The sequence below is a fragment of the Paenibacillus konkukensis genome (assembly GCF_023523925.1).
GTDB lineage: Bacteria > Bacillota > Bacilli > Paenibacillales > NBRC-103111 > Paenibacillus_S > Paenibacillus_S doosanensis.
On record NZ_CP027059.1, the window covers coordinates 604,397 to 618,578 of the forward strand.

The window sequence follows — 14,182 nt, forward strand, 5'->3', positions numbered from 1 at the left end:
AAGCGTGAGCTAACGATGCTGTCGGGAATGTAGAAAAATGTTGTTGATGCATGAATGCCTCTGCTGGAACGCTAAATACTTTTATTCCATAAGCGATGCCGGATGTAAAAATACGCAGGCAAAACAGCGAAGCCCACAAGTAACAGCAGTTGAACAATCATCTTTCTTTCTCCCTTCTGTAAAAAAATATTTCGACTGTAAGTTTTTCACATCACATACCCGGCAAAAGCGTAAACACAACGGGTTCGCCGCTAACCGCTCGCATCTCTTCCTGCGTCATCACCTTCATGTTGTCCTGTTCTCCCAAGCGATACGCTGCCGGCGCAGGAACGATCCGCGCCGCATACTTGCCGGGAGCAGCGGGTTGTCCGCTGCGGTCCTTCTGATCCCATTCGATATCGATCGTCTCGTTGTCCGTTCGATTGGGGAGCGGCGCCGAGAGGGCCGGCAGCTTGCGGCTCCAGACGACCTCCTGCTGCTCGGGCCGGAGAACTGCTTCCTCCGGATCGCCGTTCAGCCTTACAATCTGAACCTGCAGCTGCAGCGGCACCGGCCACGATAATACCTGCTCCGAGGTGTTCCGCAAGCTCAAGCGCAAGGGCACCGCTTCCTCCGGCTCGAAGCTGTACAGGTAGGTAGATCTGGTCAGTGTCAGATCAAACGGCTCTCCATGCATCCCGCCGTTCGCGCCCTGCCGGTAGTATGTCCAGCTGCCGACCAGCGAACGGTCGGACGGATTGACCGGCTGCGGGACCCATAGATCGCCGTCCATCCCGCGAAATAAATACCAGTCCAACTGATCGTCGCCGGACCATTTGGCGATACTTTGCACTTCCTGCGGTGCATAATAGCCCTTATTATGAACAATGCCGCCCGTCCCCGGGTAGCGGTAAACGGCCGTATCCCCGGTCAAGCGCAGCGTTACGTTCGCAGGCTCCGTCCCGAGCGGACGCCGCTGCAGCGACAGCTGCGGATTGATCCATACCGTATCCGCAGTGCCGTTCTTGACCTCGAACCAGCCTCCGTAGCTCGCCGAAGCTTCCAATACGGTTCCGGGTTCGAACCATACGGCGGAATCGTCAGTCTCAGGCGCCCGGTAGCCGTAGCCTCCTGTCGGCAGCGTCAGCGACTGACTCTCCTTCCGAATCCCGATCTTCTCCTCGCTCGGTAAAACCCAGCGGGGCCCTTGGTCCGTACGAATCCGGTACCAGACGATCTCGCTATGCCGGTAACCGCTCATCCCGGTACGCCACTCGGCCAATACATGAACGATCTGGGGAGAGAGGGTCATCGGCGCTGTTTGCAAATAAGGAATTTCGTACAGCTGCTCCTGCCGGGTGAGCAGCATATCGTAATCGGCCGGATCTTCCTTAATATTTTCCAGAAGCAGCGGGCGGTACAGCCACTTAGGCGTTCCTGCGGCCGTGTCGATACGGTACCAGTCGTTGTCGATTTTGCCGGTAATATGTATCTCTTGCGGAGCTATCGGTTCGGAAGCATCCCCGCTCGCATAAGGGGCGGGGTACATCGCTTGCACTCTTAACGTATGCGCCTTCATATCCACGGATTTGACTTCACCTTCTATGACCGCACTGGACTGCGGTATCCATTGTTCGCCTAACCAGGTGTCCACCTTATACCAGTTGCCCGTACTTTCATGGGCCGTCTCTTTGACCCGCAGCGTCTGTACACCTCCGAGCATTCCGGCCGGAGCCGCTTCCTCCGCCTCCCTATAAAACGGGGTATCGCGGATGATAGTCAGCAGCGGCTGCTCCGGAGTCTCCTCCGCACGCGCAACCGCCATGCTCGTGCTTTCATATATTCCCGATACGGCTATCAGCGCGCACACGGTTATTGCCAATCTTCTACATGGGTTCATGGATCTGCTCCTTTCCGCTACTCTTAGACGATCGCTCCTCCCCAAAAGTTTCTTCGATTTCCAATTTAATAGCAAAAAGACCCGTACATAATCCGCATGGATCACGAACGAGCCTTTGCAGCTGCGCCGACGGACTTAACCTGCGGCGCCGCATCGGCTTTCGGTCATTCGGCCAGCTTGGCCAGCACCGCCTCCAGCCGGTCGAGATTTTGTTCATTCGCTTGAATCGCGAACGCTTTGACCTGCCGATATACGGCTTTCGCGCGGCGCTTGCAAAATACGGGTATTGACGAATTCATGCTCTCCCGCTGCGGTGCCCATTTGATCATCCGTTTTCGAAGACGACCGCTGACGCTTTTCCAGATTCAAATGGCCCCTTCCTTCTTTTTTCGCCGGGCTTCGAGCTGCCTGCGGAAATCTTGCCGTTTTTTTGAAAGTAAACTTCACAGCAAGCAGTCACCCTACAGTCCCGCTTCTCCCGTACTCCTACTTCGATTCTACCGTTTGCGCCGCCCGGCAGAAACGTTCCAACGCTTTATGCAGAAAGGAACGCGGGCAAGCGTAGTTGATTCTGACGAAGCCTTCCCCTGCGCTCCCGTACTGGGACCCTTCATTAAAGGCCACCTTCGCTTGGCGAAACATCAGCTCCTTGATTTGCCGCACATCCGTCGTCAGTCCGCGGCAATCGACCCACAAGAGGTACGTGCCGTCAGGCCGGTGCGTCTTCACCTGCGGCAAATGCTCGCTCAAGTAATCGATGGCGTAATCTCTGTTCGCCTCCAAGTACGCAAGCAGCTCATCAAGCCAAGCTTCCCCTTCGTTGTAAGCGGCAATGACGGCATTGGCGTTGAAATATGGCGTCATGTTGAGAGCCAGCGTCCTAAGGCGGCGATCGAACGCTTTCTTCATCTCGCTGTTGGCGGTAACGGCGAACGACGTATGCAGACCGGCCAAATTGAACGTTTTGGTTGCGGCAAGAGCGGTCATCGTCCGCTGTGCCAACTCCTCCGACAAGGAAGCGAACGGAATATGCCGATGCCCCGACATGACAAGATCGCAATGGATTTCGTCGGAAATGACCGTGACCCCGTAACGAATACATAGCTCGCCAAGTCTTTCCAATTCGTCCCGCTCCCATACCCGGCCGCCCGGATTATGCGGACTGCACAGCAGCATCAGCTTCGCTCCGCGCTGCATTTCCTGCTCAAGCTGGTCGTAATTCATTATGTACCGGCCGTCTCGCTCGACCAGCGGACTATCCGCCACTTCTCTGCCGTTCATGCGAATGACGTCGAAGAAAGGCGCGTATACCGGAGATTGCAGAAGGACCCGGTCGCCGGGGGAGCTGAACAGCTCCACAGCCAGGCTCAGCGTCGTAACGACGCCGGGCGCATCGCTTAACCATTCGGGCTTCAGCTGCCAGTCGTGCCTTCTTGCGAACCAGCTCACGATGGCGGCGTTGTACGCTTCCGGCTGTATCGAATATCCGTAAGTGCCGTGCAGCGCCCTTTGGACTAAAGCTTCTTTAACCGCGGGAGGGCTCTCGAAGTCCATATCGGCAACCCACAGCGGCAGCACATCGTCCGCGCCGAACAATCGCTCCGATTGATCCCATTTGTACGAATTCGTCTGCTTTCTATTCAACATGCGATCAAAATCATATTTCATGAATGATCCTCCTTTTGAACCGTTCCGGTCATGAAATGGAAAAGAATAACGTCTCTCTATACTATAACCACCTGCGCAGACATGCAAGCATCCGCCCATTCACCGCCTACAATTCCAGGGCATCTCGCGCGGTGACCGTTTATTTCGCGATCTTGCTCTTCCATTGCGAAAACCGTACAAACGATCCCCTTAGAGGTTATACTGTTTATGGAGGTGACGTTGCTATGGAGAAACCGAACAAACCCGGAGGGCTTGAAGGAAGCCCGGCCGCCGGGATAGCCGCAAGTACAATCGAAACCGGCAGCATACCGGACGAACTATGGGAAGCGGCCGTCAATAATGACGCTTCTTACGACGGCCAATTTTTTTATGCGGTCAAAACAACCGGCATCTTTTGCCGCCCTTCCTGCAAATCGCGGCCTCCCAAGAAAGAAAACATCCGCTTTTTCCGTACCGCCGACGAAGCGTTATCTGCCAAGTTTCGTCCGTGCAAGCGTTGCAAGCCTACCGGAGAACGACTTCCCGACGACGAGTGGATAGCCGCCGTAACCGAATATATCGACCGCAGCTTTACGGAAGCGTTGTCGCTCGATCATCTTGCCGGCATCAGTCACGGCAGCCCTTATCATCTTCACCGGACCTTCAAAAAGGTAAAAGGCGTAACCCCTATAGAATATATCCACCAAAAACGTGTGGAACTGGCCAAGCAGCTGTTGCTTGCAACGGATAAACCCGTCGGCGAGATCGGCATGGATGTAGGAATATCCAATACGCCGTATTTTATCACCTTATTTAAAAAGAAAACCGGCCGAACCCCGGCGAGTTACCGCCAGCGGTATTCGGATCATCGCAAGGAGGCTACCGAACATGGAAAACAAGATTGACCGGACGCTTTATTGGACTGTTATCGCGCATCAAGACTGGTGCCTGCATATTGCAGCCACCTCGAAAGGATTGTGCTACGTAGGCTCGCCCAATCAGCCTTTGGAACAAATAACGAAGTGGGCCGCCATTCGCCTGCCCGATTACAGCTTGGTCAAAGACGACGCGGCAATGCAGCCTTATGCAGAGGAACTGAGCGCATTTATGCAAGGAACGCGGCAAGCCTTCACGGTGCCGGTCGATTGCCGCGGAACCGAATTTCAAACGTCCGTGTGGGAAGCGCTGCGCGGCATTCCGTACGGACAGACGCGGTCGTACTACGACATTGCCTTGCAGATCGATCGCCCCGCCGCCGTCCGCGCCGTCGGAGCCGCTATCGGCGCCAATCCGGTGCTGATCACCGTACCTTGCCACAGAGTTATCGGGAAAAACGGCGCTTTGACAGGCTACCGCGGCGGTATGGAAATGAAAACGAAGCTGCTTGAGCTGGAGCGATCGCAGCCGCTTGCCGAAGGAGGACTCCCGCATGCATCCCCCTCTGCCTGAACGAATTGCCGGCCTCAACTGGGGCGTTTTGCAGCATTCGTTAAACGAGGACGGTTATGCCAAGCTTCCCGCTCTTCTGCATGAAGACGAATGCCGTGAAATCATCGGCACCTATGACGACGACAGCTATTTTCGCGGCACCGTTTCCATGGCCAGGTACCGTTTTGGAATCGGGGAGTACCGTTATTACGCAGCTCCTCTCCCGGCCATGCTGCAGCAGCTGCGCGAAGGGCTGTACCCTGCCTTGGCCGGGGCCGCCAATCAATGGCAGGAACGATTAGGCCAGCCTCCCGTTTATCCTTCGGCTCTGGCGGATTTTTCCGATCATTGCCGCGCCCACGGACAGACTCGCGCAACCCCGCTCATCCTCAAATATGAAACAGGGGGTTATAACTGCCTGCATCAAGATTTGTACGGGAAGGTGCATTTTCCTTTTCAGGTCGTTTTCGCTCTGAACCGGCAAGGAGCAGATTACACCGGCGGGCAGTTTCTGCTTGTGGAACAGCGGCCCCGTGCGCAAAGCCGCGGTCATGTCATTACACTGGAGCAAGGCGAAGGGCTCATCTTCCCGACCCGTCATCGTCCGGTTCCCGGGGCGCGCGGATATTACCGAACGATGCTTCGCCATGGCGTAGCTACGGTTACGTCCGGCCTAAGGTATAGTCTGGGCATACTGTTTCACGATGCGGAATAACCGAACAGCCTACCCGCGGCGGCGTCCATGGATAGGCTGTTTCGTTTCGTTATGTTGACCAAGCTTCGCCCAACCCTCCGCAGCCTTCGCCTATTTGCGCTTCAAGCTGCGTATCCACTGCTTCGTCTCACGCTCAATCCGAAGGGACTCGGTTATTTTTTGCAGCGCTTTATTGTAAGTAAAATCATCCAACGAATTGTTGAGCAGGTAGCCCTCCGTCAGCGCAGGCTGCTTGATATAAGCTATGGAGACCGCCCATGCAACCGCCATTTTGGCATAATAGCCGTCATGCCGCACTTGATCGAGCAATAACAGCACTTCGGGAAGATAGCGCTCTTCCATAAAATAATTTAGCAGCATGACAACCCCGAACCGGATCTCATACTCGCTGCGCATCAGCACATAAGGCCGTACCCACTCCCATACTTCATGCTTATCGGCTTGTTGGAGCTTAAGACCGGAGCAGAAGCTGTCGCATACGGACCAATTGTTTATTTTGGGTACAAATCTCGCTATGTAAGATTGAATTTCTTGAAATTCGGCTTTCACATAACCGATCGTCATCCCTTGCAGCATCACTTCTTCAAAATAAGTATCGTCCGCCTGCTCCAGATAAGTACGCCAATCCCCTTTGGCCAGTTGCTTCGCCAGTATACGCAGCGCCGGCAGACGCACTCCGAGGATATGCTCTACATTCGGAAGCAGCGAAGCCGAGAAGCGGCGGTAATCTTCCTCCGCCAATTCCAGTAACCGTTCCCTTACCGATCCTTCCAAAGCTTCCCTCCTATTCAAAAGAAAGTTCCCACAAATAAATAGATGCTACAGAACCCAGCGGAGAATAAACGGCACGGTATCGGTCGAACTGCGCTTTGGTCAGCTCGTCCAAGCCATACAGCTTCTTCATCCCGCGCCGGATCGCTATATCTCCCCAACTGACAATGTCGCGGCGTTCCATGCAATGGATGAGCATCATTTCGGCTGTCCACATGCCTATCCCGTGCAAAGCCGTTAATTTGCGTATCACTTCATTGTCCGGCAAATGATAAAGCTCGTCCAAATTCAACGCTCCGGACGCGACGGTCTCGGCGATCGTATGTATGCAAACCGCCTTCTTCATCGTTATCCCGCATCGTTGAATGTCGTCCGCCGTCAGCATGGCGAGAGCTTGCGGAGTGATTTCATCCCATTGATCTTGCATTCGTTCCCAGACCGTCTGCGCCGATTTGGCGGAAATAAGCTGGGCGACGATCGCATGAACAAGAGCGGGGAATAATTCGGGAATAACGACCCGCTGCACTTTCCCCATTCTGAACATGGCTGCCCCGAGCTTCTCGTCCACGCCGGCCAAATACTGGACGTCTTCACTACTGTAGCTAAAATATTTCGTCGCAACCGGCGCCACACGACTCTCCCCCTTTACAACCATCATAACCCGCACCGGACTAAAAAGTAATCCTATGCGAACATAAAGGCAAGATTGTGAAAGGTCCCTTGACTAAACTTTGGACCGCACTTTAAAAGTCCGGTGAAAAAAGTCCGCTGCGGCGTCCATTTGATCCTCCAATCGCTGTTGAAAACGGATTCTTCGGATTATTTTTTCGTTTTTCTGTGGAGAGAATCCGTTTTCAAAGGCGAACGCTTACGCTTTTCCAGATTCAAATGGCCCCTCCGCTCGTTTCTCACCACACTTTAACTTATCCCGCGTTTGAATCCTTGGCCGTCCGCCTGTCCAACACCATATACCCTTCTTCCAATTCGATCTCCGCAAAGCCGGCCATTTCTTCCGGCTGAAAGCCCAAGCTTGCGCTGCTGCCCGTTACAATTAAATTGCAGACGTCGTTTTCATTGTCTCCGCGTAGAAAAAATACCCGCGTATACGTGTACACTTTCCGAAGGGTTGAATGAATCGCATTGACCCGTCTGTCATTGCGGATTTTCCCCGCCAAATTAATCATAACGGCGCCCCGGTCGCTCAGCTTTCGCTTGGTCAGCTCAAAAAACTCCAGCGTCGTCAAATGATGCGGCGTCCCGCTTTTCGTAAAGGCGTCCAAAATAATATAATCCAGCGCCGGAACCGGCGTTTCCGCCAACAATTGCCGTCCGTCGCCGATCATGGCATGATCCGCCCGATATCCGAAATACTTTCTGCTGATATCAACGACTTTCTCATCGATTTCGGCAACGGTAAACCGCTTGTCCGGAAAATGCCCGGCAATCGTTCCGATTCCATGACCGATCATAAATACGTCCTCGAACGACGAATTATTATATTCCATTAAATGGATGATAGCACGAGGGTATTCCAGAACAATTCTCTCAGGGCGCTTAAGGTCCATCGCTCCCTGAATCGCATCACCGGAAAACTGCAGCACCCGATATTTGCCCTTCTCCCCGTACAATTGACTGCACTCGTATACCGTTATCTCGTTATATGGACTAACTTCCTTCGCTATAAGATGCAATAGACCAGGCTCCTTCCCAAATCTGTTAAACCGAATCGTGCCGTCGGCATAACAATCAGTTTATCATATTCGGCGGTTATACCTGCTCATAAAATGCATACGGCTGCGCCGTCACGAATTGGCCTTGTTCGCGGTTCCGAATCGTTTGGCCGATCTTGCGCGCGCTCTTTCGATTTCAACCTCCCGATTGCGAGGCTCCGAATTCGTAACCAAGGACTCTAGCAGCTTCGCCGCAGCTTGGGTTACCTCCCGGACAGCCTGGTTGAACGCCTCTTCATTGGATTTGGACGGCTGTTGAAACCCGGATATTTTCCGGACAAATTGAAGGGCGGCAGCCTGAATCTCGTCTTCGGTCGCGGGCGGCTCAAAATTATACAATGTTTTTATATTCCGGCACATAGCTTCTTGTTCTCTCCTAACATAACATCGATTGGCAAATCGGCGGGCGAAGGCTCGGGGGCCGCGGATTTATTATTGCTATCTTGAATCTCCAGCCATACATAAAACCGTGATCGATAGGGTCAGGGCCCTCCCGCTTAATGCGACGATACTCTCCGCTGATCCAGCTCCGCTTCAGGCGGAACGGATAATTTCAGGAAAAAGGAAATGAGCCACGCATTCCCATAATCTGAACGACGGCATCGTCCTTAGTTCCCGGCGCATGTTCGATATATAGTCTTGAACGATTCGTCATCACCGTAACCAGCAGTGCCGTCCCGACCGCGCCGGCCACCTGCTGTATCGTGCTGACGACAGCCGTGCCATGCGGATATAAAGCAGGCGGCAATTCATTCAACGCATTGGTCATCACCGGCATCATCAGCATGGATATTCCAAGCATTAATAATGTGTTTAGAATCATGATCATCCCGTAAGAAGTATGCAGCGTAATAAACGCGAATTGCCACAACGTATTGGCGACTAGAGCCAGTCCGATGACGGCGAGCCATTTGGCGCCGAACTTATCGAACAAGCGTCCCGTAATCGGAGACATAATTCCCATCACGATCCCGCCGGGCAGCATGACAAGCCCCGCATCCAGCGGGCTGTAACCGAGCGCATTTTGCAAAAAAATCGGCAGCAGCAGCATCGCAGAGAACATGGCCATCATGACGATCATCACGACAACGAAGCTGCTCCTGCTTCCAAATGTCCCTTCATACCGTTTCTCTTTACCCGACTCCACATTCCTGCTCCTCTCTTCATCTCATACCGCAATCAAGTACATTCTATCATGCGGCATGATCAGAGATTTCTTATCGATTGCCGTCTTTAGAGCGAGGAAAGTCAAGTCGACCAAGATTCAACTGCCACGATACGCCGTACTTGTCTTGAAGCCATCCGTATTTGGGACTGAACGGCATCGCCTCCAGCGGCATCAGCACGGCGCCGCCTTCGGATAAGCGCGCAAAGGCCCGGTCGATCTCCTCTTCCGTATCGCAAGTGACATACAGCGAGATAGCCGGCGTAAACGTGAACGCATGCTCCACGTTGCTGTCAATGCACATAAACGGCTGCCCTTTCAACGTAAACGAAGCATGCATCACCGTTCCTTCCGTTCCCGCTTCATTCGCTCCGTAGCGGATAATGGAAACGATTTCCGAATTTTCAAACAGGGAAGTGTAAACATTCATTGCCTCTTCGGCTTGTCCGGAAAACATTAAAAAGGTGGACACCTTAGTCTTTTCGTCAGTCACTTTATTTACCTCCTTAAGGGTTTAGAATTAATGTTCGGCTCTTCCTTATACGGAAAAGCTGGCGGCGAAGCGATGTATCGAATAAGCCCTCCTCTCACATCGAATCATTTCACTGTCGTTCGGCATTTCATAGGCGCTCAAACTTCTAGCCGATTGCCGCTGCGGCGGACCCTTTTCAAAAAGTTATTCATCAGCAGAGGCAAAGAAATCAATATCGGAGGATCGTCCGGGCGAGGGAGACGGAGCATGACTTGTTGACGCGGGACGGGAACGTACGGCTGGACGACGATCGGGTGTTTGGATCGGGTGCGCAGCGTTGCCTGCGGGAGCAAAAAGTCCATCGCCCGCATCTCCCATGAGACGGAGGTAGCCAGCAAATAATAGGTGCCCGGCTTCACTCCCGTAAAACTAAATTCGCCCGTCCCGGCGGAAGAAACCAGCGTTCCGTGTATCGGGAAACCTTCAGGGATCGGCTTCGCGAACAGGCCTACCAGAACGACGCCGTCGAAAGGAACTTCCGAGCGGATGACCCCCTCCACCCTTCCGTGCTGGTGAATGAACCGATGCCCGTCGTGCCAATGGGCAAGACTCCGCAACGTGTGCAGATGGCTGTCCGCTTGAATAGTGGAATTGCGGAACTGCGACGGCGTCATGCCCACGCGTTCGGTAAATCGGGTAGTGAACGTGCCCAGACTTTGCTGACCGATCTCAAGACCGATATCCCGTATGCTCCAATTCGTTCTCAGCAGCAAATCCTTCGCCTTCTGCAGCCGAAGCGCCGAAACGTAATATAGCGGCGGCAGGCCGGTTTTTTCCTTAAACACGCGCGTGAAATGATAAGGGCTGTAAGCCACGTAAGCGGCTAAACGGGAAAGCGGGAGCGGTTCGTCGATATGATGATGAATATAGGCTATCACCTCGTCGATTTCAGTATACCTTTCAGTTACCATAGAAATCTTCCTTTCCGTCACTATATCGAGGGTTGCCAGTCCGGAATCGGTTTATACTTTCTACGCGGCCAAATAACGCGACATTCCGATTAATTAAAGAACAAGTGTTCTTATTCAGTTTACCACAATCTTTCTTTTTTTGGAATCTTTATAGCCCGATTTCTTATTAGAAAAATTTCCTTACTCTACTCCCGAAGCAATCGAGCCGGTTCGGCGCCATAAAAAAAGCTTCCTGCAAAATCCCGATACAAGCGGGACTCTGTAAGAAGCTTTCCTTGAATTACATCATTACGGCATTCTCTTACCCCTCGAACTAACGTACAGCGAGTACCATTCTTCCCGTGTCAGCTCAATCCGGGCCGCCTCGCCGCTGGCGCGAATGCGCTCGGGATTGCTGGTACCGATGACCGGCTGGATTCGTGCGGGATGACGCATCAGCCAAGCGAGAACAATCGCTTCGCGCGTCGTCGACTTCTCTTCCGCCAATTGCCGGACGAGGGCGGCCGTCTGCTTCACCGCATCCGGTTGACCTTCGAGGTCTTTGCCGCTGAACAAGCCTTTGGCAAGCGGGCTCCACGCTTGAATCTGTATGTTCTCCATCTGGCAGAACTCCATCGTACCGTCCGGGAACGAAACCTCCGTGCCGGCCTTCTGGTTCTGGTGGATGCCGTTATCGAGCCAGTCGAGCTTGAGAAGGCTCATTTCCAGCTGATTGGCGATAAGCGGCTCCTGAATGCTCGCCTGCAGAAAACGGATCTGTGCGGCGCTCATATTGGATACGCCGAACGCTTTTACTTTGCCGGACTGCTTCAATCGTCCGAATGCTTCCGCCACTTCCTCCGGCTCCATGAGCGGGTCAGGGCGGTGCAGCAGTAAAATATCGAGGCTTTCAATGCCCAGTCTTTTCAAAATACCGTCCACACTGGAAGCGATATGCTCCTTGGAGAAATCGAATCTTCCCGGTACCCGCGGGCTTTCTTCAAAGCGAATGCCGCATTTGGACTGAATCACGATCCGGTCCCGCAGCTCCGGCCGCTCCTTCAATACTTGACCGAACGCCAGCTCGGCGTTGCCGCGGGCGTAAATGTCCGCATGGTCGAACATCGTTATGCCTGCGGATAATGCCGCATCGACGGCTTCATGGGCCTGCTTGACATGCTCCGATGTGATCGGAATGCCGCTCCATCCGCCCCCTAACCCCATACATCCCAGGACGAGTTGACTCGTCTCAAATCCCCGCCGCTGCAGCGGAATGCTCTTCTTCATCGCTCATTCTCCTTCCGGTCCGCTCTTTGCAAGAGCATTCTCCGTAGTTCCAATCTCATGTTGATTATAGCGGACAAACGCTTTCTTGAAAATGACGCAACTTAGGTATACCTAATTACGTTTGGGTAACCTTGGCGGGCGGAGCTTGCTTGCGGCCGCGGCGGCAGGTCTATTCCGGAGCCCCGTTATGATACAATAAAATAGATCTCATTAACGGTCATATGAAAGGAGCCGGCGGCTTATGATTAAACAGCGTAACGGTTTAAAGCCCGAAATTCGGCGCTATTTGGAACGAATCCAATATGACGGCCCGCTTGACGGCAGCGTCGCGGTCTTGGAGCGTCTCCAGGAATGCCACCTTCATACTGTGCCTTACGAGAATTTCGACATCATCCGCCGGAAACCGCTTTCGCTTGAAATACCTCGGCTGCTGGAGAAGATCGTCAATCGCAAACGCGGAGGGTACTGCTTTGAACTCAATGCTCTTTTCGGCTGGCTGCTGCGGGAGCTCGGTTATCCGGTGACCGATTTCATGGCACGCTTCTGGCGCGACGAACCGAATCCTCCTCCCAAGCGGCGGCATCAGGTGCTCAAGATCGAGGCCGAAGGGCAATCGTACTTATGCGACGTAGGCGTGGGCGGCATTGTACCCCGCCGTCCGATCCGTATGACAGAAAGGCTCGTTCACGAGCAAGGCGACGAGACATACCGTCTGGAGAAAGATCCTTATTACGGCTGGGTGCTTTGCGAATTGAGACACGGCGAGTGGCGCTGGCTTTATTCTTTTACCGAAGAGCCGCAGCTGCCCAAAGATTTTATAATGGCGACCTATTGGTGCGAGAACGCGGCCGACTCCATTTTCACCTTGCAGCCCATGGCGGCGATCCGCACGAATGAAGGCCGCCGGACGCTGGCGGGCCAAGAATTCAGAGTATTCACCGCAGACGGGGTGCATACGATGACTCCGCAAACCGAGGAAGAATATCAATCGGCGCTGCGCTCCTGTTTCGGCATCCGATTGGACTAATCCGAAAAACCGAACAAACGCGAAGCGGCAAATAGCCCCAATCTCGACGTACGGGAATCGGGGCTTCTTTGCCTATGGATGATGTATGCGTGAAATCGGCCGCGCGCAGCTTAGGCCAAGCGGCGGATCGGCGCTCCTTCGAGAAAGGCCCGAATATCGTCAACCGCATCTTGATAAAATACGCGATAATTGTCCTTGGTAACATATCCGAGATGCGGCGTCGTCAGCACATTGGGAAGCGTCCGAAACGGATGATCCTTCGGCAGAGGCTCGGTCTCGTACACATCCAAGCCCGCTCCGGCGATCCAGCCTTCGCGCAGCGCTTGAGCCAAAGCCGCTTGGTCGACGATCGGCGCACGCGAGGTATTGATCAAATAAGCGTCGGGACGCATCAGCTTAAGCTGCTCCGCACCGATCAGCCCTCTCGTTCTGTCGCTCAAAACCAGATGGATCGAGACGAAATCGGATTCGGCCAGCAGCTCCTCCTTGGAACCGGCCAGTCGGACGCCCGCCTCGTCCGCGCGTTCCTGCGTCAAATTCTGGCTCCATGCCGCCACTTCCATGCCGAAGGCCAAGCCGATCTTCGCTACTCTGCCGCCCAGCTTGCCGAGTCCTAGAACACCGAGCTTCTTCCCGCACAAATCCGTTCCCAGCGTGCTCTGCCACATACCTTGCCGCACGGCTCCGTGTTCTTGAACGATATTGCGGGCCAAACCGAGAATCAACGCCCAGGTCAGCTCTGCCGTATGCGACGATAAGCCCGAGGTACCGCTGACGACGACTCCGCGAGCGGCTGCGGCTTCCAAATCAACGGAGGCGTTCCGCATTCCGGTAGTAACAATCAGCTTCAGGTTCGGCAGACGGGCCAGCAGCGGGGCGCGAAACGGAGTCCTCTCCCGCATAATGACAATGATTTCGAAGGGAGCTAGGGCTGCCGCCAGCTCGTCCTCGTCAGCCATATGCTCATGAAACACGGTTACCTCCACTCTATCCTCTATGGACGCCCAATCGGCGATAGATTTGGCTACCTGCTGGTAGTCATCTAGTACGGCACATCGAATCATTTGAATGAAGCCTCCTTATCGATCGTTACTCGTTCATAGCTTTATGC

At 53.8% G+C, this 14,182-nt stretch carries 15 protein-coding genes and 1 pseudogene; 4 read left to right on the forward strand and 12 right to left on the reverse strand.

The genetic code is table 11. The features are described from left to right. Window positions 1-211: 211 nt before the first annotated feature. The 3 genes from SK3146_RS02555 to SK3146_RS02565 all read right to left on the reverse strand — a co-directional run bounded on the left by SK3146_RS02555 (window position 212) and on the right by SK3146_RS02565 (window position 3,547). Complete coding sequence (locus tag SK3146_RS02555) at window positions 212-1,861, reverse strand: hypothetical protein (protein ID WP_249863591.1); 1,650 nt, start codon at window positions 1,859-1,861, stop codon at window positions 212-214. A 182-nt stretch (window positions 1,862-2,043) separates the two neighbouring features. Beyond that, a complete protein-coding gene (locus SK3146_RS02560) occupies window positions 2,044-2,208 on the reverse strand; it encodes an SRPBCC family protein (protein ID WP_249863592.1) in 165 nt (54 codons plus the stop codon). 157 nt (window positions 2,209-2,365) lie between these two features. Then, on the reverse strand, window positions 2,366-3,547 hold the full coding sequence (locus tag SK3146_RS02565) for a MalY/PatB family protein (RefSeq protein WP_249863593.1): 1,182 nt from the start codon (window positions 3,545-3,547) through the stop codon (window positions 2,366-2,368). Between the two features lie 224 nt (window positions 3,548-3,771). Between SK3146_RS02565 and SK3146_RS02570 the strand changes: the two genes are divergently transcribed. Genes SK3146_RS02570 through SK3146_RS02580 form a run of 3 tightly spaced genes read left to right on the forward strand, consistent with a single transcriptional unit; the run spans window position 3,772 to window position 5,669 of the window. After that, window positions 3,772-4,431, forward strand: coding sequence for a bifunctional transcriptional activator/DNA repair enzyme AdaA (locus tag SK3146_RS02570; protein WP_249863594.1), 660 nt, complete (start codon window positions 3,772-3,774; stop codon window positions 4,429-4,431). Further along, on the forward strand, window positions 4,415-4,975 hold the full coding sequence (locus SK3146_RS02575; RefSeq protein ID WP_249863595.1) for a methylated-DNA--[protein]-cysteine S-methyltransferase: 561 nt from the start codon (window positions 4,415-4,417) through the stop codon (window positions 4,973-4,975). The genes SK3146_RS02570 and SK3146_RS02575 overlap by 17 nt, the downstream gene beginning before the upstream one ends. Then, on the forward strand, window positions 4,956-5,669 hold the full coding sequence (locus tag SK3146_RS02580) for a 2OG-Fe(II) oxygenase (RefSeq protein WP_249863596.1): 714 nt from the start codon (window positions 4,956-4,958) through the stop codon (window positions 5,667-5,669). Before SK3146_RS02575 ends, SK3146_RS02580 begins: the two co-directional genes overlap by 20 nt. Before the next feature lie 90 nt (window positions 5,670-5,759). Here the strand turns inward: SK3146_RS02580 and SK3146_RS02585 are convergent, their stop codons facing one another. The 8 genes and pseudogenes from SK3146_RS02585 to SK3146_RS02620 form a co-directional block, all read right to left on the reverse strand. Then, window positions 5,760-6,443 carry a DNA alkylation repair protein gene (locus tag SK3146_RS02585; protein WP_249863597.1) on the reverse strand — a complete coding sequence of 228 codons (684 nt, stop codon included), beginning with the start codon at window positions 6,441-6,443 and terminating at the stop codon, window positions 5,760-5,762. A 10-nt stretch (window positions 6,444-6,453) separates the two neighbouring features. Beyond that, complete coding sequence (locus SK3146_RS02590) at window positions 6,454-7,071, reverse strand: DNA-3-methyladenine glycosylase family protein (RefSeq protein ID WP_249863598.1); 618 nt, start codon at window positions 7,069-7,071, stop codon at window positions 6,454-6,456. Between the two features lie 292 nt (window positions 7,072-7,363). Further along, on the reverse strand, window positions 7,364-8,131 hold the full coding sequence (locus SK3146_RS02595) for a spermidine synthase (RefSeq protein WP_249863599.1): 768 nt from the start codon (window positions 8,129-8,131) through the stop codon (window positions 7,364-7,366). A 111-nt stretch (window positions 8,132-8,242) separates the two neighbouring features. Continuing rightward, window positions 8,243-8,530, reverse strand: coding sequence for a DUF2277 domain-containing protein (locus tag SK3146_RS02600; protein WP_249863600.1), 288 nt, complete (start codon window positions 8,528-8,530; stop codon window positions 8,243-8,245). Window positions 8,531-8,836: 306 nt separating this feature from the next. After that, a pseudogene (locus SK3146_RS02605) lies at window positions 8,837-9,242 on the reverse strand (MFS transporter); the annotation flags it as partial. A gap of 145 nt (window positions 9,243-9,387) precedes the next feature. Continuing rightward, the gene (locus SK3146_RS02610; RefSeq protein ID WP_434006882.1) at window positions 9,388-9,792 is read right to left on the reverse strand and encodes a VOC family protein; all 405 of its coding nucleotides are present in this window, start codon (window positions 9,790-9,792) and stop codon (window positions 9,388-9,390) included. Window positions 9,793-9,965: 173 nt separating this feature from the next. Then, entirely contained in the window at window positions 9,966-10,778 is an 813-nt protein-coding gene (locus SK3146_RS02615) for a helix-turn-helix domain-containing protein (protein ID WP_249863603.1), read from the reverse strand. A 288-nt stretch (window positions 10,779-11,066) separates the two neighbouring features. After that, a complete protein-coding gene (locus tag SK3146_RS02620; RefSeq protein WP_249863604.1) occupies window positions 11,067-12,044 on the reverse strand; it encodes an aldo/keto reductase in 978 nt (325 codons plus the stop codon). A 241-nt stretch (window positions 12,045-12,285) separates the two neighbouring features. Between SK3146_RS02620 and SK3146_RS02625 the strand changes: the two genes are divergently transcribed. Next, on the forward strand, window positions 12,286-13,071 hold the full coding sequence (locus tag SK3146_RS02625) for an arylamine N-acetyltransferase family protein (protein ID WP_249863605.1): 786 nt from the start codon (window positions 12,286-12,288) through the stop codon (window positions 13,069-13,071). A gap of 110 nt (window positions 13,072-13,181) precedes the next feature. On the opposite strand, the gene SK3146_RS02630 is transcribed toward SK3146_RS02625, so the two are convergent. Next, the gene (locus SK3146_RS02630; protein ID WP_249863606.1) at window positions 13,182-14,135 is read right to left on the reverse strand and encodes a D-2-hydroxyacid dehydrogenase family protein; all 954 of its coding nucleotides are present in this window, start codon (window positions 14,133-14,135) and stop codon (window positions 13,182-13,184) included. Between the last annotated feature and the right edge of the window lie 47 nt (window positions 14,136-14,182).